A 22,638-nucleotide genomic window follows, 5' to 3' on the forward strand; every position below is an offset into this window, starting at 1 on the left:
TATGGGACGTTGTGGTTCTTCAGAAAACCAGTAAACTGCGAAGAATCAACGACACTCAGACAAGAAGATAAGTGGGAAGTTATGATGTTAATTGCGATTCGATTGGTGAAGCTTGCCGTTATCTGTGCAGTGTTCTTCACTATCTACGATTTGATTGCGTTCGGTGAGGTGACTTGGATTAATCGTTTCTTCAACCTGTAATCCGAAATGAAAGGGGCATCGAGCCCCTTTTTGCTGTCTAGTTTGCCAGTTCTGGTTGCGTAGGTGGAGTGTTCACCACAGACATCTGTTGACATCGATCTTGAGCCAGAAACAGAAACTTGTCGTAGCCGCTTTTCTCAAGCTCTTCACTAGAAACCAATTGCTTCACAATGTTGTCGCAGCGCTTGATCAGCAGTTCGACCTCTAATGACGAGCTGTTGCTCGGAAAAGCACGTGTTAGCACTTTGATGATGTTAATACACACGGTTCTTAGTAGCGGACAACGGGCTTGAAGCTCAATTAATGCGTCGATCAAAGCTTGGTAATCTTGCTCGGCTGCACGAATCTTTTTGTACTGTTCTTGCATCCAAGCTTGGCGCTCCGCGTTGTCGGTTTCTAAAGAGCGACCAAGGGCAATTTTACTCGATAGAATCGTATCGCTTGAGTCGGTTTGTAGATTTTCAAAACACCAAGTGATGGCTTGAGAGAACTCAGATTCGAAGTTCATCTCATGCAATAACCAAGCGAGATGAAACTGCGCATAAAAGTGAGCGAAAGGCTTACGGCGATACAAATCACTGAGCACTTTAAACGCTGCAACGTACTGGTTTTCCTCAATCGCAATGTGTGCGGCAATCAAATCCAACTCGTCTTTAATTGCCTTGTTTTCAGGACCATTAGTGATGGATTTAAACAGACTTTTTGCCTGAGCTAGTAAATCCTCGCGACCTTCTAATTTTCGCACGCAGTAAAGCAAAATTCGGATCAAATTCAGCTTAGAGAAGGTGTTATTGCGATAGGTATCTTTGTTGATCTCCATATACGCGTGATAGTGCTGCAATGCTGAGTGATAATCGTGCTCTGCAAGACACAAGTTTACGATCACCAGTTCTCGTTCTGAATTGCCTTCAACCAAGCTGTTTGCTAGCTCTAAGTGTTTGATCGCACTTGGCACTTCGCGGTTAAGCATGTTGAAGTTCGCGGCACATTCACGAACTTCAACATTGTTCGGAGACTCTTCCAGCAAGGTACGTACTAGGCGTTGTGCTTCGTCGTTTTCACCCAGAGAAACCAGTGTGTTCGCCAAGCCGATTTTTGCCCAGTTAACGTCTTTGCGTTCGATGACTTGTTCGTAGACGATTTTGGCTTCGTGATGCAGCTTTAGGCGCGTTAAGAAATCGGCGCGGAACTTCTCAATGATGAAGAAGTATTCCGGGTGGAAGGGTGCTAACTCGTCGCACGCTTCTAAGCCAGCGTGAGCATCGTTCTTCAGCTCTGCTTCATAGATGGCTTGTAAGGTGTTTTTACGCTTTACTGCGCCTGAAATACGCTCTTTTAACGTGATTGAGTTAAAGGGCTTAAGTAGGTACTCGTCGGGCTTGAGCTCAATGATCGCACGTACGATAGTGGCCGAGCTTTCCCCTGTTACCAGAATAAACACCGTGTCATGGCTCAAGAGTTTGAGGTGTTTTAACTCTTCAAAGAGCTGTTTACCGTTCATGCCGCGACCAAAGTTATAGTCACAAATGATCAGATCAATTCGCTCTTGATGGGCGATTGAAATCGCACCCTTAGCAAGACGAGCGGTGAAAATGCGTTTGTCAGAGAAACCAAGTTTGGTCAGCATGTTTCGTAATGTGAGCACTACGATAGGCGCATCATCGACAATGAGCACATTGTATTGTGAGAAAGATTTGGTATTCATTTCAAAGTGATTCATCAAACAAAATCTAAGCGGCGAGGGCAGACCATACGCCACTTAGATTGAATTAGAACAAAGCTTCCAGTTGCTCAAATGGAACAGGACGGCTGCGCACAAAACCTTGATACAGGTCGACGCCAATTTGACGAAGGTAGTAAAGCGTTTCATGATCTTCGACGCCTTCGGCTACCGACTTTAATCCCAGTGACTTTGCCAGCTGTAAGCTAGATATGGTCAGTTGTTGGCTCTTAAAATTGGTTAGCGCATTTTTGATGAACTGGCGATCAATCTTCAATTCCGTGTACGGCAAAATTGCCAGTTGGCTGAGAGAGGAGTAACCCGTCCCAAAATCATCAATCGCCAAACCGACACCTCTTAGGCGCAAGTTAGCTAGGTTGGCTAACGAAACCACGTCTGAATCGTAGACCTCATCTTCTGTAAGCTCTAACGTCACTCGTTCTGGTGCGATCTGGTATTGGTCGCACAAACCGAAAAACCGTTCGCTCATCGGTTGTTTAAGCGTCTTTTGGTTCATGTTGACCGACAAACTCACGCTGGTGTTGAGTTTAGCCAAATCACGTAAGGCGTTTTCCAGAACCAACCAAAACAGTTTATCCAGCTCATTACGGGCTTGGACCTCACTTAAAAACTGAGCCGGAGCTAACACGCCGTGTTCTGGATGAAAGCAGCGCACCAACGCTTCTAGCCCAACCAAACGGTTATCGACGACGGAGTATTGCGGCTGGTAGTAGTTATGAAACCAACTTTGTTGGAACGCGGTATCGATGTCTGTTGTGTTCATCAGCACAGGCAGGGCAACGACTTGCTCTTCGATGGTGTACTGCTGGAAAGCCGTCAATATCTGACTCAGCTGTTCACAAGAAATCGGTTTAGTGAGTGCGCGTACAAAGTCATAGCCTGCCGACAAACACATGTTGTAAGTGATTTCGACCACATCCTGATTCATCGCACTCAAAATCACCACGCCTTTTGGACGCGTTTCTTCTGACAGTGTGCACAGCAAGTCCACGCCATTGATATCGGGCAGGTCGATGTCGCAGAACATCAAATCTACAGCTTGGTTGGTGCAGATTTCGCTGACCTCAGAACCTCGATGTACGATGGTGATTGAGCCAATAAAAAGACGATTAAGCAGAATCTTGAGATTGGTTGCTTGTAGTCGGTCATCTTCAACAATCAAAATGTTCAATTAGTTGTTCTCACTCAAATCTAGCCATTGTTTTGTGGTGGCTATGATGGTTTCTAATTCGTTAAGTAAAGCGGTGCGCGCTTGCTGTTCTTGCTCTGTACCTATCAGCGCTTCACACTGCTGGGCACTGTGCTTCAATTGAGTCAAATTCAAGGCGGCGGCAGAGCCTTTAATTCGGTGTGCGACAGACTTAAGACTCTCTTCGCCAGAGTGAATCAATGCGATGTCGTTACTCAGCGCTTCGCAGACCACGTGTGCCATTTCTGCTTTTTCTTCATGGTGATAGGCATCCAACCAGTCACTTTGAGTTTCGCTAGAGAAGGACATCGCCAAATACTGCTCACACAAGGCTTTGAGATCGTCCAAGTTATAGGGCTTGAACAAGACCGACTCCATGCCGTTTTGCTCCGCTTTCTCAATCACATTACGAGAGTTTTCTGCCGTACAACCCACAACGGGTAGTGAGGCAAATTCACTGCTCGCTTTGAGTTTTTGTGTGAGTTGATAGCCATCCATATCCGGCATATGGCAATCACTAATAATCAAACTGATTGGCGCAAAAGCATCGTCGTCTTGAGCCTGTTTCAACAATTCAATCGCCTCACTCCCACTCGCTGCCAACTGGCAACACACACCAAGCTTTTCAAACTGGCGCTTAAACAACAGTCGGTTGATAGCATCGTCATCAACCACTAAAACTCGACCTTGCCATTGGCAGGCTGTCGGTTGTGTCCAATGATTTGGCATCGTCGAACTTGTGTTCAGCTTTTGCTGAATAAGGTCAGGATAAACATTGGAGTAGTGCGGTTCTGGCTCAATGACATGATGCTTGAGTTCAAACTCATCGAGCGTTACCTGCCAAGTATTTAGCCAACGTTGTATCTGCTTGTCTTCGGTATAAATCGGTCCCATTCCCGTTAGGTCGAGAGGTTGGCTGGTCATCGGCAAACGCACGGTAATCTCTGTACCTTTGCCTTGTTTACTATTCACCTCTATCGTGCCGGTCATGATGTCGACCAGTTTTTTCACAATAGACATACCAAGACCTGTGCCACCAAAGCGACGGCTGATGCTCTTATCACCCTGTACAAATGGTTGGAATAGGGCATCCAATTGAGCCTTGCTCATGCCACACCCGGAGTCTTGCACGGAGAAAACAAGCTCATTCGCGCGGACGTGAATGTTCACGCTGATCTTGCCTTTGTCTGTGAACTTAACGGCATTACTCAGTAGGTTGTTGATGATCTGGTTAACGCGCAGCCAGTCAAGATTCACCAAAGCATAAGGCGTCGGTTGCCAATTCACTTCAAACGCTAAAGCCTTTTGTTCTACTGCTTTTTCAAAGCTACGCAAACTTGAGCCAAGCTCTTCATAAACATTGCCACTGTGCACATCCAACTGAAGCTGGTTCGCATCCACTTTCGAGAAGTCTAGAATGTCGTTTACGTGCAGCTGTAAACGCTCAGCCGACAGCATCGCACTTTTCAGAAGCTCTTTGCTTTCTGGGCGGTCGAGGTCTTGTTCCAATAGTTCCATCAGTCCGAGCATGGCAGCGATAGGGGTTCTCAGTTCATGGCTGATCACCGCGAGAAAGTGTTCTCGTGCCTCAATCGCTTGCATGGCTTTGAGGTTGGAAGCTTTCAATGCACACTCTTTCTTTTTCAGCTCGGTGATGTCATCAAACACCGTCATATGGAATCGTGTCCCTTCCTCTGGATGAAGGAGAGACTGCCTTCTTACTCGGTAATGCTTTTTACCAAGAGAGCAGAGCGTGGTGACGATTTCATCCGGTACTGGGTAATCCGTATCCTTGGTTAGCTTCAAAACTAGCTCGCGCTGTTCATCGGTGATGTTGCTGTCGGTATTGCAACGTTGTAGCATCGATAAGTACGGTTTGTTGGCTAAGATTTGCTGGTGGTTATCATCCGAGATCAAAATCTTATTAGGGATATGATCAAGCACCGAAGACAACCATCGGTTTTGTCGTTGACGTACTTTGGTCTCGTACTCTTTACGCTTGATCTTGCGTGTCAGATGTCCGGTTCTCAGAATGTAAATCAGTACGGCAACCAACAGCACACAGACGCCGACTAGCGCCCAAATCACCACGATTTCTTTATCGACACCATAGTGGACGGTGACTTTGTCATGACGCTCCATGAGCTGCTTTAACTCGGCGTCTGTGGTGATTTTCAACACGGTGTTCAATACGCGACGTAAGAACTCGGAGTCTTTTCTTAGCTCCATGCCCAGTCTTACTTTGAGCTGAATACCCGTTGGAGGTGTAACCGCTTCAAACGTCTTACCTTGTCCATCGTAATAGTGATTATCGATTAGGCTCTGATTAACAAAAGCATGGGAAATCTCACCTTCTTCAAACGCTGCCATCAAGTTATCGAAATCACGATAAACTTCCGCAGATGAATACTCCGAGTGATCGAGAAAATGCGGATAAAAGTTACCTGATCGGTCCAAAATCGCCACGTTTTCTTCAGCGTTTGAGTTGAGCGATTTAATGTAGCCAAACTGCAAGTAGCCCAAGGTTCTGGTCGTGATAAAACGCTTTTTGTCGGTTAGGGCAATGTTGCGCGCAGGCAGTAAGTCGACCAGATTCTCTTGCAGCATCAAGTCAACATCGCGCCCATTAGCTGGCACGTATTCGAACTTGATCATGCTCTTTTGCTCCATCAGCTTAAGCAGATCATGAACATAGCCTTTTATCTCGCCCGTTTTAGGATCGAGATAAGACAGCGGATACACATTATCTTGAATTGTGTAGCGTACCGTCTGATGACCTTGCTGCTGCTCTAGAATATCGAGCATCAATTCGTTGTGCAGAATGTTGATGTTGGCTTCGATGTGCACACGACTGTGTTTCGATTCTTTCGAATGTTTGATGTACTTAGTAATGATGTCCATCAATTGGGTAGATTCTTTTCCTGTAAAAATCGTTACTTCTCCCGGAGTGAGGGATTTGTTGTAAACGACTTTACCCGTCAGTTCACCTTTCGGGTTTTTGAATCCATAAGAGCTCAGTGTCGACAAACCGACCACGGCAGCATCGGCTGCGCCACTATTAAGCGATGCCGTCATCATCATGTTATTGCGCACAGAATGGACGTGCTTAAAGCCAAGTACATCAATCTGATCACACGCGCTTGAATCTTGCACACACACCCATTTGAGCTCGTCTAGCGGGGTATTCTCTAATGCGCTGTCACGCAGCCAAACCAGTCTCAATGTGTGAAATATCGGATCAGAGTACAGGAAACGTTCTGCGCGCTTTTTGGTTGCAACAAAGCCAACGGTGAGATCTATCTCTCCGTTCTCTAAGCCATCGAATAGTGTATTTAACGTTCTATACGGGACGTATTCTGCCTCGATATTTAAGTCGTGCAGCATGGTCTCTGCGTACTCGATATTGATGCCTTCTTTTGAGGCAAGATCACCCCAGTAAGGTAGCCAATCTCCTTCAAGTACACCGACTTTTAATGTGCTTTGATTGTCCAGAAATGTTCTGTCTTCTGCGTTTAAGAAATCACGAGCAGATGCATTGAATGACAGAGCGGTAAGTAGTGCAGCAATGAATGCGAACAGTTTCACTATTTTATGTTTTCCAGCCAAGAACCGAATTCAAAATGGGGCGGAATCGTATAGGTTTTCACCGCGTTCTCCAATCAAGGTTGTTTGTCTTGTCGACAACATACGCTTGATATACAACTCGATGAGTTCAGAGAGGATCAGGACGATTAATTATCAAAAAGTTATGAGAGGAAGTTCAATATCCCCATGAGCCGTAATGGAAAAAAACGCAAAAGCAACTAAGTTCATATTAAGAGGCTAGGTAAGGATACCCAGAATTATGAACAAAAGGCTTACCACAAAAGGGTTATGTGGATGTTTGATGATAGGTTTTAGCGCTTCGGTTATCGCTGGTGCAACGCATGATGACGAAGTGAATTTTCAGTTGGTGCAACCAATTGATGGCGAACCTAAGATCGACATGGATCTAGCTCGAGTCGGTTGGCACTTGTTCCGAGACCCAAACTTATCTTCCAACGGGACAATCAGTTGTGAAACTTGCCATGATCTTTCAACTAACGGTGCAGAACCAACCGCGGTTTCTACTGGCGTGAATGGTGTCGGCAACCGCAACTCGATTACTGTTTTTAATGCGGCTTTAAATTATCGTTTTCTCTGGGACGGCACGGCGAACTCTTTGATGGCTCAAATCGATGGCCCGGTTCAAAACCCGTTAGAGATGGATTCGAACTGGCAGGATATAGAGCAATATGTACAGTCGAATACCTCTTACCAAGCTTTATTTAAGCAAGCCGACAATCGAGCGATCACTGTCAACAACATCAAAGGTGCCATTGTTGAGTTCGTTAGAGGACTGCAAACGCCAGGCGCGCCTTTTGATTCTTATTTACTCGGCTACTCTCACACTTTGGACGAACAAGCGATTCGGGGTTGGAATACGTTTCAACAAGTCGGTTGCGTTCAGTGTCATCAAGGCAAGAATGTCGGTGGTTCAATGATTCAGCGCTTTTCCTACTTCCGAACCCAAGATGAAAGCCTCGATACAGGGCGTCACTTAAGAACAACGGATGGCGAGGATAAGTACTATTTCCGAGTCGCGAGCTTACGTAACGTGGGGCAAACCAGCCCTTACTTCCACAACGGGCAAGTTGATGAGCTCTCCGAAGCCATTCAGATCATGTCGCAAACCCAGCTGGGAGTGACCATGAGTGACGACAAAGTGGCAGACATCGAAGCGTTCTTAAACACGTTAACGGCGCCGAGACCCGCGATTTTAGAGGTGTTTGAAAATGAATAAATTCCGATTACTCAACGCCTTTCTTTTCATCGTTATTGCAGCAATGATGGTGCTGGCGTACATGACGCATGTGAATTCCAAAAACACACATGGGCTACATGCTTCGTTATCTGAGATTGGTCACCATTTGATTGAGTCTCGTGACAGTGTCGTGAATCGTTATTCTCTGCAAGAGAGAAAGAACTACGAAATAACCCAAAGCTTGGTGGAATTAGAGATTGCCGCTGAGAATTTGTGTACCGATTTTAAGCAATCCATTTGGTTTAGTTTCACCCCAACCAAAACGCGCGTGCAAAACATCGTCGCCCAATTTGATGGCAAGGTACGCGATGCGACGCAGACGTTAGATATGTTGGTAGGCGTTCAAGTTGCAAATCAATATGAGATGCACACCCTGCACAACATTTATAAGCAGCAGTTTGAAGTCACCAATGAAGATGCTTGGCTCGAACAGCATTATTTTGAATTCTTGACCAATGCCGCCCTAGAGGGGGAGAACGCGCAAAGTCAAAATATCGCCTTATTCCTTGACCGACTACGAGAGAGCGAACGCAAAATTGAGTTGCTCACCAACAAGATTTTGGAGAGTCACTACTTTGAATTTGTTGAATACTCGGAACATCAACTTTTAGAGATTGCTCAGCGTGAAGCAAGACTTACGTGGGTGTTTGTTTTGTTATCCATTATCTCTTTGGTAGCGGTATTTGTGTTGCAAACTCAACACCGTGTGAACAAATTAAAGACCCTTAATGACGACTTAACCGAAGCCACAGAAAAAGCGGAGCGGGCGGCAAAAGCCAAGTCACAATTCTTAGCAACCATGAGCCATGAGCTAAGAACGCCAATGAATGGGGTGTTAGGTATTTCGCAAATCATCGCCAGTGAGACTAAGGAGAAGGGGACGAAGGAGCACGTGCAGGTGATTTTGGACTCTGGTCAACATCTGATGACGATTCTTAATGACATTTTGGATTTCTCCAAAGTTGAAGAGAATAAGTTGGAGCTTGAAGCCGCACCATTCAATTTACCCCAAGTGCTCACTCCAGTTTGTAGTGCGATTCAGCCTTTAATCGAAGAGAAAAACATTCAGCTTTACGTCGAGAACGAAGTACCAGAAAACATCGAGTTTAATGGCGACTGTGCGCGTATTCGGCAGATCCTGTTTAACCTTGCAGGTAATGCGGTCAAGTTCACCAGTGATGGGCATGTACTGATTCGAGCGGAATTGGATGAACCAAGAAAGCGCTTATTGTTGTCTATTAACGACACGGGCATTGGTATTCCAGCCGACAAGCAAGACCGTATCTTCAACTCCTTCGAGCAAGCAGATACTTCCACCACACGTAAGTTTGGTGGCACAGGGCTTGGTTTAGCGATTGTGAAAAAGCTAACAGAATTGATGGGTGGTGAGGTCAAGCTTAAGAGTGTTGAGAGCATTGGTACTCAGTTTTTAGTCGAACTCCCAATACCTTGGGAAGAGAAGGCGTTGCCTAAAGCGGCGGATACCAAAGTCAAAGTTCAGCGCGAAAACAAACGTAACCTGCATATTCTTCTCGCCGAAGACAACCGAGTCAATGCGATTGTGGCGAAAGGGTTCTGTGAGAAGTTAGGGCATACGGTCGAGATTGCTGAGAATGGTCTAATTGCGACTAAGAAAGCGCAGGAGAACCAATATGACTTGATTCTTATGGATAATCATATGCCGGAGATGAATGGGGTTGAGGCGACCCGCTTTATCCGCGAAAAACTTGGCGTGAATACCTTATTGTTTGCCTACACCGCCGATGTGTTTAGAGAAGCGCACGATAACTTCATTGAAGCAGGGGCGGACCATGTACTGACCAAGCCGCTGCAACGAGAGAGTTTTGCTGACGCACTGAAGCAGTTTGCCTCGCGTTTGCCGACCCAAGGTGATGATGCACCAGAGCAAGCTGACAATATTGTTCAGTTGCATCGTGAGCCGATTGAGAAGCTCAGACTGACTGAAGAGGAGCTGACTCATTCAGAAACCGTCGAGATACTCAAACAGGAACCAGAAGCCTTGGTGGATTTACTAGAAAGCATAGTGAATGACTTTGAGAAGTCAGTCGACGAGTTGATTGAATTCTTCATGGCGGAAGATCTTGAAGCGCTCCACAGTACCTTACATACCACCAAAGGCATGGCGCTCAACTTAGGTTTGGATACGCTGGCAAATCAAGCGCTTGAAATTGAAACCCAAGTGAAAAACAAACACATTCCGGATATTGAACAACTGCAGAAGTTGATTAACCGATTGCAGGTGAACGTGCATCAAGGGCAACGTTTGATTGACCAATCTCGCAAACAACAGGCAGACACAAATCAGGTGATTTAATGGCTTAGCGCACGTATTTCATCCCTGCTCTTGGGGCATGCTTTGTACTGTGGTTTACTTGGGGCTCTAATTTATGGAGAGTCGCCTTATTAGGCAAAGCCCCACAGCACAAGGGATGGTAATGAGTACACACACCGCAGTTATCCGATGGCAGCGCCAAGCCAACGAAATCTTTAGCGACAATCAATACAGTCGAGCGCACGTTTGGCAGTTTGACGGCGGCGTTACCGTTCCGGCATCCCCATCTCCTCAAGTTGTCCCGTTGCCACTTTCGGTAGAAGAAAACGTCGATCCAGAAGAAGCGTTTATTGCTGCGTTATCGAGTTGTCATATGTTGGTTTTCCTTTCTCTTGCCGCTAAGCGTCGCTATGTAATTGATTCGTACGTGGACGAAGCAATTGGGGAACTGACGGCAGGAGAAAACGGCAAAGAGTGGGTTTCTAAAGTTGTGCTGAGACCACGCATCGTTTTTTCTGGAGATAAACAGCCGACACGTGAACAGTTAGAAAAAATGCATCATCTGGCGCATGAGAACTGTTTTATCGCCAATTCCGTAAAGACCGAAGTCGTGACCGAAATTCTCGATTAGCGTCGTTTAGATTATTTCAATATTGACAAAAGTCTCTCCTCAATTATGGTTACAGCAACAAAAGTGAGGTAAGACGATGTTAACGCGTTCCGATGATCTAGAAATCCTATTAACGGTTGTAGACTGTGGTGGCTTTTCCGCTGCGGCAGAAGCACTAGATGTGCAAGTGGCGAGAGTTTCTCGTTCAGTCAGTCGTCTTGAACAGCAGCTTGGCGTCTCTTTACTAAACCGCACCACACGCCGCGTTGAGTTAACCGATGAAGGTCGCCGATTTGTCGAGCATGTGCGCACCGCAATGCAGTACATTCAGCAGGCGGAAGAGTGCATTCTCTCGTTAGGAGAAACACCTCAAGGGACACTGCGTGTGGATGCAGCAAGTCCATTCGTCTTCCATCAACTTGTTGACCTGATCAAACCTTTCCGTGAAGCCTATCCGCAGATTGAATTGGAGCTGACGTCCAACGAAGGTTTCGTTGATCTATTAGAAAAGCGCACTGATGTGGCGATTCGTATCGGTAAACTGTCTGATTCTACTTTGCATGCAAGAGCGCTGGGTAAGAGTGAGTTGTATTTGGTTGCCTCACCGGATTACCTCAAACACAGAGGGATTCCACAAAAGCCAACTGACCTTGCTCATCACGACATTATCGGATTCACTGAGCCGAAGATCCTCAACAAACTGCCATTAAAAGGCGCACCAGAGATAGAGCCAAATTTGCTTTCCAGTAACGGTGAGACCATTCGCCAACTGGCGCTAGCAGGCAATGGCATTGCGTGTTTGTCCGGTTTTATGGTGCGTAAAGACATGGAAGAGGGGCGCTTGGTGCCGATATTGGAATCAGACAAAATCACTAATACCGGTCGTGAACAGATCAACGCGGTTTATTACAAATCTTCATCTGTCTCATTGCGTATTTCTGCTTTCCTTGATTTCATCCAACCCAAGTTAAAGCTCTAATTAACCGTTCAATGGTTTGAATATGAGTGACTGGTTTCACATTTTATTCCATTTGAAGCCGAGAACTGAACCAATGTTGTGCAGTGGCGCAAACTGTTTGTTGTTAAATTAATGTTAATATCGAATGGTGTGTCATTGATTAATAGCGAGCATGGATGTGCAAACGCCTTTGAATCCCTTCATTCAAGCGAATGGATTACCTCAATTTGGTCATTTAGCATCGATTCCCGAATCGCTTCAGTTGGATGCGTTTCAGTATCTTAATGAGATGGACCAGCCTGCATCGAGTTGGCGAAAGCGATTCGACTATAAGCAGTTCCAGTTCGTCTCGATCGTGACAGAGAAATACATCATTGGTGTTGCGATTGCCGATATTCGCTATTTGGCGTCTGGCTTTTGCTATGTGTTTGATACAGAAACCCATGAACTGGTGGAGCAGCAATGGCTAAAGCCGCTCAACATGGGTTATCAAACACAACCTTCTAGCTGGAACAGCCACGCTTATCTCGCTAACGATGCCATTCAATTCAAGATTGAACATGGACTCTGGCACATACAGCTTTCAACAGACCTTATTCAAGCTGATTTGAGGTTAAAACCTGAGTCAGAAAGCTTGCCTTTGATGCTCTGCACGCCAACCGCGTATTCCGGTTGGACCTACACCCAAAAACACAACGCGCTCGCTGTTCAAGGTGAAATGAGTGTGAAAGGGCAACCACAAGATTTAACCAACGCAGTCGCTGGGTATGACTTCTCTGCCGGGTATATGCGACGGGAAACCAGTTGGCGATGGGCGAGCATTAATCATTACAGTGAAGACAAACGGATAGGGCTGAACTTTGCTGCTGGAGTCAACGAAACCGGACATTGTGAAAACGTGATTTGGATTGATGGCGAACGGCATTTGATGCCACCTGTCCAATTCGAATTTTCTCGCCTCCATCAAGAAGCGTCATGGCGAATTACTTCACAAGACAAGCGCATCGACTTGATCTTCAAACCTAAAAATCAGCGCTCAGAGAAAAAGAACTTCTGGTTTTTGAAGAGTAACTTTCGTCAGTTTGTCGGTTATTTTTCTGGCTATTTGATTGATGGCAATGGCATTAAACACGAACTTGAAGAGGTGATGGGACTCACCGAAGATCACTACGCGAAATGGTAGGAACGGACTATGGAATGGTCACAAATTACGGAACATCCTGATTTATTGTTGATGTTGCTCGCGCCAATATTCTTTCTCTGCATTGCAGCAGAATATTGGTTTGGACAGCGTGGCGGAAGATTACCGGAGAGCGCCCGATATTACTTACCCGAAGTGGTGTGTAACTTTGTCTTGGCTGGGCTTCATCAAGCGACAGATATCTTAACAGGGTTGCTTATCGCCAAGCTGTACTTATGGTGGTTTGGTTGGCGTTTGTTTGATATCGAGATGACGGTTTCTACCTTCCTACTGCTAATGGTCTTGCAAGACTTTTTCTATTACTGGTTCCACCGAGCAAGCCATCGTATCCGTTGGATGTGGGCGGCACATGTGGTGCATCACAGTTCTGAGCGTATGAACTTCAGTACCGCATTTCGTCAAAGCCTAATGTACCCATTGGCAGGTATGTGGTTATTCTGGTTGCCACTTGTCATTATTGGTTTTGACCCTAAATGGGTGGTGTTTGTTGTTCTGCTCAATCTTGGCCTGCAATTCTTTGTTCATACCCAATCGATTCGTTCTCTTGGCCCTTTAGAATGGGTCTTCAATACGCCATCTCATCACCGAGTTCATCATGGTGTGAATCCTCAATATATCGATAAGAATTACGCTGGTGTGCTGATCATCTGGGACCGCATGTTCGGTACATTCGAGCCAGAAGTTGAAACGGTTCGTTATGGCATCTCAAAACCTGTTAACAGCTTTAATCCTATTACCGTGACCTTTGCGGAATGGAAAGACATGTTCAAAGAAGTGACTCGTCCAAACTTATCTTGGCGTCAGCGCTGGCGGTGTTTGTTTGCACCTCCGTCCGACACCCTGGAATAGACGTTTCTTATGATTAACTAAACGCCATACCATTTATTCTTGACAGCATCCGGTAATGTTGCTTTAATGCGTACGGTGTTTTGTAAGTTTTAAGGAACGGACGATGACATTCAATCGAGTTTTCTCAATTGTAACGATGACCGCCGCTATGCTCGGCTCTGGGTACGCATACGCAGCACCTGCTTTTAGTGCAGATCAGCTGTGTAAAGCAGGGTTAGCACTGGCGATAGATAAGCAGCCCCGCGGGATTAAAACGGCGGGAACGTCAGGTCAACGTATTTTGCTGGCTTTGAAAAATGGCAAAAATGATTGGGATTATCGCTGCACGGTAAATCGTCAAAATCGTACGTTAAAGATTGACGCTAGAGACTTGAAGCGAAATGACAAATACCTTGCTCAAGCCATACGTTATCGCGTCAATGAAGGGAAGCGATCGGTCGAAGTCACCATGAAGAAACGCGCTGGTGGCGGGCTGAAAAACGACACGTTCACGACACTTCAGTTGGATTAACCCCAAAGATATGGGGAACATTATAACGAAGACACGCCCCTGTATTTTGCAGGGGCTTTTTTATGCCTGCAGTTTGAGGTAGCAAATACAAGAGATCGATTACAGCCACAGCGTGATAGCAGTGAAGTAAGAATTTAAAGGATAGATTTGGGAAATCTGAGAAAAAGATTAGCTTAAGGGAAAGCTTGGAGCGGGCAGCGGGAATCGAACCCGCATCATCAGCTTGGAAGGCTGAGGTAATAGCCATTATACGATGCCCGCGCATCGATAGGACTTATTCAATATGCCAGATTAAATTCAAAAGAAAAGTCTTTTTTGCTCAATGAGTTGCTTAATGAGCAAATAAATACCAATTCGCTCAAAAAGCGCACGATGACGTTGGCGATGGGTAACTCCAAATATCGATCCGTTTCCTTTCTCAAGCAGTTAATTACTCTGTTCTTCGTCTCTCTCGCGTCTTGAATTTGAACACTTGGCATTCATGGTCAAGACTAAATGTTGAAATGATTCAATTTTTTCCCACACACGTAAAAACGAATACCACCATTTGCCGAGAGAGACCGGCACGATAAGACAGAGGAGAAAGGGTATGTGGAAAGGTTTACTGGCAACACTGTTTGCTATCTCGGTAACGGCTTGTACAACGGTGACGACAGACGTCGACAAGCAAGCGGATTTCTCATCCTACAAAACGTTTGATTTTGGTGAGCAGTCTGAAACCCCAACCAGTTTGGACGCACGAAGAATCGAACAGGGATTGGCTGCTCAACTGGAATCAAAAGGACTGTCGCGCGTGCAAAGTGGCGGTGACCTTTATGTGCATCACGACATCATCAAAGAGTCTGAATTGGTGTCATCGGGTTCTAGCTTTAGTGTTGGTTACGGATGGAACAGCTTTGGCGTGATCACTTCTAGCCCTGAGCGCTATAAAGAGAAGAAGTATGGCAAGCTTGTTGTTGAACTTGTCGACACCAAAGCCAATCAAGTGGTGTGGAAGGGTGTTTCTAGCCGCAAGTTAACCGAATCAATGAGTACGGAAAAGCGTGAAGAGCTAATCTCGGAAGAAGTGATGAAGATGTTTGAAAACTACCCTTACGGTAAGAAATAGCTCGGCTCAAGCACGGACTAATAGCCTCGTCCGGCATGAGTCGAACGGGGCTATTTTGATCGTGGGTTTCATCATTACTCCCTCATGAGTTACTCAAACCATCGGATGTATTGAGGATTTCAAGCGCGAGAGAGAAATCATATTGTTCCGTTGCTCTTTTAAATTTATCGAAACAAGAGGCCGCCAATCCGAGTTGTTTGCCGCTATGAACGCTACTCAAGTGATTAAGCACCTCGGTGTCATCATTAAGCAGTAGGCGTTTCAACATTTCGAACGTCTCTGGATTGAATGATTCGTCAATATGAACGGGGTTTTCTTTTGTATTGCTTTCAATGGCTGACAACACCTGAGCACAGACGCTCGATAAAGACTGGGCAAGAAGTGCTTTGTCTTTTGCACTGACGTTCTCTTTTTCCAATTGCGTGCATAGTGCTTGAATTTGCTTGAGTCCGACACTGCCACTGAGCCCTTTGATGGTATGAATGGCTCTGCCTACCTCGTTAGTACTCATTTCATCGAAGCTAAACGATTTGTATTGGTGAGCAAACTTTTGTAGTACCGACAGATACAGCGTGCCATTTCCTGCAGTGACTCTGATGCCTTGTTCAATATTCAGTTCAGGTATTTGAGAAAGCGCTTCTTTGATGGCAATTGGCATCTCATTTGTAGGCGCTTGTGTCTCAAGACTATCGCCGCTATCAGTACACAGCAGCTTCGCTAATGTCGATTTCAGCAATGGAATATCTATGGGTTTATGCAGCACACAATTCATGCCTGCATCGAGGGCTTTTTTCTCATCTTCAGCTAGGGTATTGGCCGTTAATGCGATAATTGGCAACTCGGTAAGCTTTAGCTTCTGTCGGATGTTTTGGGTCGCCTGATATCCATCCATAATTGGCATCTGACAATCCATTAAGACGGCATCGAAGTTGTGTTTAACCAAAAGTTCTAAGGCTTCTTTACCGTGGTTGGCAATTTGCACAACGCAGCCCACATTGACTAGAACATCTCGCACTAACTCTTGGTTAATTCGATGGTCTTCAACAACAAGAATTCGTTTTTTCGCCAATCTTGAGCCTGAGCTTGTTGTGGTAGGAGAAGGTGCTTCACTCTCACTTTGGAAAAGGGTGTCCAAGCACTCAGAAAGCACTGTGGTTGTGAAAGGTTTTCTGAGTAGTTCATCGTATTTGAGGTCAATAGAATCCAGTTGGTGTAGTACGTGCGCAACACTGGTATTAGTGACCAAAAGCACTTTGCTATTCGGCACTTCAAGGTTCCGAAGCTGAGAGAGCATCTTGGTAATTAAGTGGGATTGGGCGGGCAGGGTGACTAAAAGGAGTGGAGGGAGCTTAAGTTCAGAATCTATCATGTCTTTTAGGTCAGCGAAGTCCTCACATTGGATATTCAGTTGTTGCAATTGACCTTGTATAAGCAGGCGAGACTCTTTACAAGCATCGATCAAAAACGCGCGGTTAGGCACGTGTTCGAAGTTTGGACACGGAACGTCTTCATTGCAATATTCGAGTTCGAATTGAACTTTAAACGTTGAGCCTTTTCCTAGCGCACTGGTCACTGAGATTGTCCCCTTCATCAAGTCTATGATGTTTTTCGTAATGGCCAAACCGAGCCCTGACCCGCCGTATTTGCGCGTTGTTGAAGTGTCTGCTTGAGAGAAACTATTAAACAGCTTGTTGATCTGCCCTGGTGTCATGCCGATACCCTCATCCTCGACAATTAACTCCAAAGTACTGTATTGCTTGGTTTTGCGGAGTAAATTCAAACGCAATGTGACTTTGCCTTGGTGAGTAAACTTGATGGCATTAAACCCTAAGTTGAGGATGATTTGTTTGACGCGGTAAGGGTCGCCTATCAAGGTTTGCGGTAAGTTCTGATCGACGGAGAGCAAGAGGTCGAGAGATTTATCCTGTGATTTGACGGACAAAATATCGATGGCTTGATCGAGTAATTCATCGAGAGAGAAGGGCGTACGTTCGAGCTCTAGTTTTCCTGCTTCTACTTTCGAAAAGTCCAATATGTCATTCAACAATCGCAACAAGGATTTCGCTGAGCGATGTACCTTCTCAATGTAGTTCTTTTGATGTTTATTGAGCTCTGATTCAAGAACAAGATGACTCATTCCTATGATGGCATTCATCGGCGTTCTGATTTCATGACTCATGTTGGCTAGGAAGCTCGATTTGGCTTGATTGGCAGATTCGGCATCATCACGTGCTTCTTGCAATGTCGCCGCCATCGCCTGAAGTTCGATTTGGGATCGGCGCATGGTATAGGCGAGTAAGATGATCGCCAAAATGAACACGAACGCCGAATAAATGAGATATTGCGACACTTGTTTGAATTGCGACACCTCGGCAAAACGCAGCTCTCTTAAATGATCAAGCTGGTCGTCTGCTTTGGTCGCGGCCATGACCATTTTGCCTGCAATGTCGTTCAGTTGTTGGGATACCTCGACGACATCTAAAAAGTGCAGCTTATAAGCCTCAATAGAGCTAGGCACAGATTCAAACAGCGCATTATTGCTCTCTTCAACCAAAAAAGATTGGATGCTACGTGTGTGTGCTTGTGCTTTCGCTAACGCCTCTAACACAATCAGTTTGTGTTTTTCCTTTTCTTCGGCTCGAGTCGAGATCATGAAGTCGCGATCTGCTTGTCTCGCCTTTCCGACTGATTGTTTAAGTAGCGTCGCTTGGATGCCTGCTTCAAGGCTCATGTTCATGTCACTTTCTAGGTTGGCAACATTGGCTTGCGCTTGAATCAGGTCCTGCCTGATGCGTTCACGCAATGCATCAACGCTCCGAGCGAGTTGTTCAGAAGAGGATCTCAGGTTTTTAGATGTGGCTTCGTTGTCTGCGCTTTGATTTACCAAGCTTAAGGCTGATGAATAATGCTTTTGCGAGTTCTTCAGCGCTTGAACGAGGGTTAATTCGTATTTGTTGTGCAGCGCTTCAGAGAGCGTTTCTGTAAGCTGTTCAAGCTCGTCCGTGTACTTGATGGCATCGTTGAGGTCCCTGTCTCTGCCGAATAGAAGAAACTCTAGACTCGCAGAGCGAATGGACTGGGCGGTTAAGTTTATCTCGTAGCTGAGTGATTCGTGCTCGGCCACACGAACCATCATGTCTCGGTTTTGAAGTTCTTCCTGTTTGTCTGATACGACTTTAGAAGCGAGGCGTTTTTGTAACTCTCGGGTTTGTGTGGCAACGGTTGTCGCATCCTTTTCCATCACAGAAAGGCTTTGTTTTTGTTGTTCTGTGAGGGTTTTATATTGGGTGAAGAGCTCTTGATAATCTTCTACGTAACTAAGTAAAGAGTCATCGATGAGGTCGTTTGATACTGAGTTCTCTTCAAAGCTCTGCGCGAGTTTTTTGGTCTCTTCGATAAAACGCTCTGCTTTAGCTGCGTCTTCCAACTGACGATCGCGCGTGTAGGTGAGCTCATATAATCTCGCGTTATCAAGTGCCAGCAAGAGTTGCCCCGCGAGACCGTACCTCTCTATTGAACCAAAGGTTTTATTGATACTGAAACCAGCGAACAAGCCCACGATACAAAACAGCGCAATAACGAACCCAAAACTCAACAGGGTTCGTTTTGCTTGTTTCGAGACTTTGTTTTCGCCTTCCCTGGTCATTACGCGTTAACTCTCAAAGCTTGGGGCTCAACATCCGAATAACGCGCCATTATTTTTTTGATTTCAGGAATGAGAGAGATGAAAACAGGCACCAGTTTTGGGTCAAAGTGGGTACCCGATTCCTTAGTCAGAAGCGCGCATGCTTCGGGAATCGACCATGCTCGTTTATAAGGTCGTTCACTGGTTAAAGCGTCGAACACGTCTGCAATGGCAACGATTCGAGCAGAAAGGGGAATCTGCTCCCCAGAAATACCTTTCGGGTAGCCGCTTCCATCCCACTTCTCGTGATGCGCGATGACGACTTCTCTCGCAAGGTTAAGGAGAGGAGAATCGTGCTTGCCGAGGATCTCATAACCATATTCCACGTGTCGTTGCATCTCTTCCCATTCATCTTCATCAAGTCGAGAGGGCTTGAGTAGTACAGCATCGGGCGTTCCTATTTTTCCGATGTCATGCATAGGGGCGGCGGTAAAAAGCAGTTCACACCATTCTTCATCAGCGCCAATGGCTTCTGCAAGCAATCGGCTATAGTGGCTCATTCGAATCACGTGCATGCCTGTTTCGTTGTCTTTGTACTCGCCAGCCCTTGCTAAGCAGTTGATGATCTCGAGTTGGTTTCGAGCAAGAAGGGCGGTTTTTTCTTTGACTTGAGCTGCTAGCATTCGGCTTTTACTGTAAGCCAGTAGTTGTGATCGTACTCTTACTCGAAGTATGGCTGGGCTAATCGGTTTGGTGATGTAATCCACCGCGCCAATATCAAAGCCGAACTGTTCATCATCGTCATCGGATTGCGCGGTTAAAAACATGACCGGAATCGCGCTAGTCAAAGGGTTCGACTTCAAACGCTTACATACCTCAAAGCCGTTCATTTCCGGCATGACAATGTCGAGCAAGATGAGGTCAGGTTTTGGCTCTTGAAGTGCAATTTGCAAGCCGCGTTCACCGTTGATCGCAGCTTTGACTTGGTATTCTTCGTTCAGCACGTTAGAGATGATCTGAATGTGCTCGGGTGTATCGTCAATGACCAACACGGTAGGTTTAGTCGTTAGCATGGTTCATCTCCTTATATGTTTAGTAGATGTAAGCTGCGCCCGAACCCGAGCTACTGTTGTCGTTGAAATCTGACCCATCAGACGCCTCGTTTTTTGCACCGACGATCAAGGTATTACCATCACCACTGATCGCGATAGCGCTGCCAAATCCATCGCCAGCATCTGTATTGCGGGATTTGATATATTCTGTTTGTTGCCAAGTTCCTTCAACATCGGTAAAGAGATAAACTGCACCAGCTGCACTTGCGTCATTCAATTGCACGTCACCATCCAAACCTTGGCTAGATGAGGCTTCATTTGGGGCGCCAACAACAAGCGCTTTACCATTGCTGCTCAGTTGAACATCGGAACCGAAGTGGTCAGAAGCATCGGAGTTAACGGCTTTGATGTAATCTTCTTGTTGCCAACCCGCTTGCGATTTGTAGAAGAGGTAAGCGGCTCCAGCGCCAGAAGCTGAGTTGTCTGATTCATTGCCGTTTATCTCACTGTCAGACGCTTCGTTGAAAGTGCCAATCGCTATCACGGTGCCATCTGAGTTTACGTCGACTGAGTGTCCAAGCTGGTCTTCAGAATCCGAGTTTAAGGCTTTTAAATAGGAATCTTGAGCCCAAGTTGTACCGTTATGAACAAAGACATAGGCCGCACCTGAGTTATCACTGCTATTATCCATCTCGTCACCATTGAGGCTGGTGGTATTCGAATCTTCACCCGGTGAGCCTACTACCGCGGTTAATCCGTCTTCGCTTAGGGCCACGTCGTAGCCGAACGAGTCAAGCTTGTCTGAGTTTGTTGACTTCAAGTACGCGGTTTGCGTCCACTGGTTGTTTTGCAATTCAAACACGTAGGCCGCACCAGACAAACTGCCTGTGTTATCTGTCTCGTCACCATTGATGGACTGAGCTGAAGAGCTTTCTCCAGGCGCACCAACAAGTAACGTCGTACCGTCTGAATCCAGTGATACTGAGAAGCCAAATGAATCAACAAGGTTGCTGTTTGAGGATTTAATGTAAGCTTGCGATTGCCAAGAAGACCCACTGTTAACGTATAGATAAACAGCACCGGACGCAGGCGCTAGGTTATCCAACTGGTTACCATCGATACCCGTTGCAGACGAGGCTTCGTTTATCGTACTGACAGCAAGCGTGTTGCCATCTCCGCTCAGAGCAATCGCGTAACCAAACTCATCTTTGTCATCAGCATTCGGCGCTTTAAGGTAAGCAACTTCATTCCAAATACCGTTTGTTTTTCGATAAACATATACGGCTCCAGATAGGGCAGCACTGTTTACAGTAGGATCATTGACTATGCCGCTCTCTTTGAAAGCACTCACTGCGATAGTCGAGCCATCATTACTCACCGCGACAGCGTTGCCGTAGTTGTCGTTACTGTCGGTGTTAGATGCTTTCAACAAGCCAATAGAATTCAACAAAGCGCTTGGTTCAATCGATACTTCGTTACTTTTCTGGCTACCATCTTTGTTACTAGCCACCACGAAATACGTCTCGTTAGTTGATAACAAACTGTTGAGCTCAACTTGTTTATTGGTCTCGGTTAATCCAGTAGACAAGACGTCGCAGTTGTCCGTTGCTATCGTGTTTTTTCGGCACAAGGTGTACTCATCAGCGTTTTGACTGGTTTGCCACTGAAACAAGAACGTTTTCCCACTCACGGCAGTTGGCGCGGTTAAGGTAAAGGCACTTGGCGGCACAGGCACAGGTGTTGGGTCTGGCGCTATGACTGGCGGTTCAGGTTGCTTGTCCTGGTTTTGATCAGGTTGCTGCGTTGTATTCTCGTCAGGCTGTTTGTCTTGGTTTTGGTCAGGTTGCTTTTCTGGCACCGGATCAGGTTTCGGTTCGGCCTTTGGTGGCAAAATTGGAGGCGTATCAACGGGTGGAAGTGGTGGTTTCTCACTTTCTGGCGGTTGAATTGGGTCTGGTGTCGGTTCTACATTCGGTTTCTTCGGCAGTTCAACTTCTTGCTGTTGCGGTGGGGTAACTAGCTCCGTGCCTGTTTCGGTGTCGTTACAAGCAGTAAGAAAAAGCGTTGAGCATGTGACTAACAATAAAAGTGCTTTCATAAATGATTCCGAGTTGTGAACTTATAAGCGACTGGATTCGTTTTTAATTGCACTAGCCTTTAGCGGTTGTGTTGTTTTTATTGTTGGCTAACTCTTATTTCTGACGGGGTTACACACTGAAGAGGCATAAGGCGTACCAAGTGTGTATTTAGCGAGTGAACCAGTCGTGAATCTCGCTGGGCACTAATGATTGATGAAAATCACCGGATAAAATAAGTAATTTATTGCTCATTTATCCATCTAGGTTTCTTCTTTGAGACAAAAATTCTCTTTTTGACATTCAATTTGAGAACCCAGAACTCTGAACCTAGCGCCAAGGTAGGTGAGAGCAATCTCCCTCATCCTCATCTATTACTGAA

14 protein-coding genes and 1 tRNA gene are annotated in these 22,638 nt (G+C 45.9%); 8 read left to right on the forward strand and 7 right to left on the reverse strand.

Features of this window, described 5'->3' with window-relative positions; translation table 11 throughout:
• Positions 1-238 precede the first annotated feature (238 nt).
• The 3 genes from ACLIIY_RS23610 to ACLIIY_RS23620 all read right to left on the reverse strand — a co-directional run bounded on the left by ACLIIY_RS23610 (position 239) and on the right by ACLIIY_RS23620 (position 6,716).
• Positions 239-1,906 (reverse strand): response regulator, encoded by a 1,668-nt coding sequence (locus tag ACLIIY_RS23610; protein ID WP_434528613.1) that lies wholly within the window; start codon positions 1,904-1,906, stop codon positions 239-241.
• 64 nt (positions 1,907-1,970) lie between these two features.
• Positions 1,971-3,113, reverse strand: coding sequence for an EAL domain-containing response regulator (locus tag ACLIIY_RS23615; protein WP_434528614.1), 1,143 nt, complete (start codon positions 3,111-3,113; stop codon positions 1,971-1,973).
• On the reverse strand, positions 3,114-6,716 hold the full coding sequence (locus ACLIIY_RS23620) for an ATP-binding protein (protein ID WP_434528615.1): 3,603 nt from the start codon (positions 6,714-6,716) through the stop codon (positions 3,114-3,116).
• Positions 6,717-6,975: 259 nt separating this feature from the next.
• On the opposite strand from ACLIIY_RS23620, the gene ACLIIY_RS23625 reads away from it, so the two are divergent.
• The 7 genes from ACLIIY_RS23625 to ACLIIY_RS23655 all read left to right on the forward strand — a co-directional run bounded on the left by ACLIIY_RS23625 (position 6,976) and on the right by ACLIIY_RS23655 (position 14,396).
• Positions 6,976-7,953: a cytochrome-c peroxidase gene (locus ACLIIY_RS23625; protein WP_434528616.1), complete on the forward strand. Its 978-nt coding sequence runs from the start codon at positions 6,976-6,978 to the stop codon at positions 7,951-7,953.
• A complete protein-coding gene (locus tag ACLIIY_RS23630; protein ID WP_434528617.1) occupies positions 7,946-10,309 on the forward strand; it encodes an ATP-binding protein in 2,364 nt (787 codons plus the stop codon). Before ACLIIY_RS23625 ends, ACLIIY_RS23630 begins: the two co-directional genes overlap by 8 nt.
• A gap of 121 nt (positions 10,310-10,430) precedes the next feature.
• A complete protein-coding gene (locus ACLIIY_RS23635) occupies positions 10,431-10,898 on the forward strand; it encodes an OsmC family protein (protein ID WP_434528618.1) in 468 nt (155 codons plus the stop codon).
• Between the two features lie 76 nt (positions 10,899-10,974).
• Entirely contained in the window at positions 10,975-11,856 is an 882-nt protein-coding gene (locus tag ACLIIY_RS23640; protein WP_009704115.1) for a LysR family transcriptional regulator, read from the forward strand.
• Between the two features lie 151 nt (positions 11,857-12,007).
• A complete protein-coding gene (locus tag ACLIIY_RS23645; protein WP_434528619.1) occupies positions 12,008-13,018 on the forward strand; it encodes a DUF2804 domain-containing protein in 1,011 nt (336 codons plus the stop codon).
• Positions 13,019-13,027: 9 nt separating this feature from the next.
• Entirely contained in the window at positions 13,028-13,885 is an 858-nt protein-coding gene (locus tag ACLIIY_RS23650; protein WP_334439429.1) for a sterol desaturase family protein, read from the forward strand.
• 103 nt (positions 13,886-13,988) lie between these two features.
• A complete protein-coding gene (locus tag ACLIIY_RS23655) occupies positions 13,989-14,396 on the forward strand; it encodes a hypothetical protein (protein ID WP_032801934.1) in 408 nt (135 codons plus the stop codon).
• A 186-nt stretch (positions 14,397-14,582) separates the two neighbouring features.
• Here ACLIIY_RS23655 and ACLIIY_RS23660 read toward each other — a convergent pair.
• A tRNA-Gly gene (locus ACLIIY_RS23660) sits at positions 14,583-14,657 on the reverse strand.
• Between the two features lie 328 nt (positions 14,658-14,985).
• Here ACLIIY_RS23660 and ACLIIY_RS23665 point away from each other — a divergent pair.
• Positions 14,986-15,504 (forward strand): DUF4136 domain-containing protein, encoded by a 519-nt coding sequence (locus ACLIIY_RS23665; protein ID WP_005435718.1) that lies wholly within the window; start codon positions 14,986-14,988, stop codon positions 15,502-15,504.
• A gap of 82 nt (positions 15,505-15,586) precedes the next feature.
• On the opposite strand, the gene ACLIIY_RS23670 is transcribed toward ACLIIY_RS23665, so the two are convergent.
• The 3 genes from ACLIIY_RS23670 to ACLIIY_RS23680 are packed head-to-tail and all read right to left on the reverse strand — an operon-like array spanning position 15,587 to position 22,279.
• Positions 15,587-19,150, reverse strand: coding sequence for a response regulator (locus tag ACLIIY_RS23670; RefSeq protein ID WP_434528620.1), 3,564 nt, complete (start codon positions 19,148-19,150; stop codon positions 15,587-15,589).
• Positions 19,150-20,202, reverse strand: coding sequence for a response regulator (locus tag ACLIIY_RS23675; RefSeq protein ID WP_020197073.1), 1,053 nt, complete (start codon positions 20,200-20,202; stop codon positions 19,150-19,152). The genes ACLIIY_RS23670 and ACLIIY_RS23675 overlap by 1 nt, the downstream gene beginning before the upstream one ends.
• Positions 20,203-20,221: 19 nt before the next feature.
• Positions 20,222-22,279, reverse strand: coding sequence for a hypothetical protein (locus tag ACLIIY_RS23680; protein WP_434528621.1), 2,058 nt, complete (start codon positions 22,277-22,279; stop codon positions 20,222-20,224).
• Positions 22,280-22,638 lie beyond the last annotated feature (359 nt).

It is taken from the genome of Vibrio sp. K4 (assembly GCF_051122595.1).
Classification (GTDB): domain Bacteria; phylum Pseudomonadota; class Gammaproteobacteria; order Enterobacterales; family Vibrionaceae; genus Vibrio; species Vibrio owensii.

Coding starts and splice junctions, on each gene's coding strand:
- ACLIIY_RS23655 (WP_032801934.1), top strand. CDS start 13,989: ATGACATTCAATCGAGTTTTCTCAATTGTAACGATGACCGCCGCTATG.
- ACLIIY_RS23645 (WP_434528619.1), top strand. CDS start 12,008: ATGGATGTGCAAACGCCTTTGAATCCCTTCATTCAAGCGAATGGATTA.
- ACLIIY_RS23635 (WP_434528618.1), top strand. CDS start 10,431: ATGAGTACACACACCGCAGTTATCCGATGGCAGCGCCAAGCCAACGAA.
- ACLIIY_RS23680 (WP_434528621.1), bottom strand. CDS start 22,279: ATGAAAGCACTTTTATTGTTAGTCACATGCTCAACGCTTTTTCTTACT.
- ACLIIY_RS23650 (WP_334439429.1), top strand. CDS start 13,028: ATGGAATGGTCACAAATTACGGAACATCCTGATTTATTGTTGATGTTG.
- ACLIIY_RS23640 (WP_009704115.1), top strand. CDS start 10,975: ATGTTAACGCGTTCCGATGATCTAGAAATCCTATTAACGGTTGTAGAC.
- ACLIIY_RS23625 (WP_434528616.1), top strand. CDS start 6,976: ATGAACAAAAGGCTTACCACAAAAGGGTTATGTGGATGTTTGATGATA.
- ACLIIY_RS23670 (WP_434528620.1), bottom strand. CDS start 19,150: ATGACCAGGGAAGGCGAAAACAAAGTCTCGAAACAAGCAAAACGAACC.
- ACLIIY_RS23630 (WP_434528617.1), top strand. CDS start 7,946: ATGAATAAATTCCGATTACTCAACGCCTTTCTTTTCATCGTTATTGCA.
- ACLIIY_RS23665 (WP_005435718.1), top strand. CDS start 14,986: ATGTGGAAAGGTTTACTGGCAACACTGTTTGCTATCTCGGTAACGGCT.
- ACLIIY_RS23610 (WP_434528613.1), bottom strand. CDS start 1,906: ATGAATACCAAATCTTTCTCACAATACAATGTGCTCATTGTCGATGAT.
- ACLIIY_RS23675 (WP_020197073.1), bottom strand. CDS start 20,202: ATGCTAACGACTAAACCTACCGTGTTGGTCATTGACGATACACCCGAG.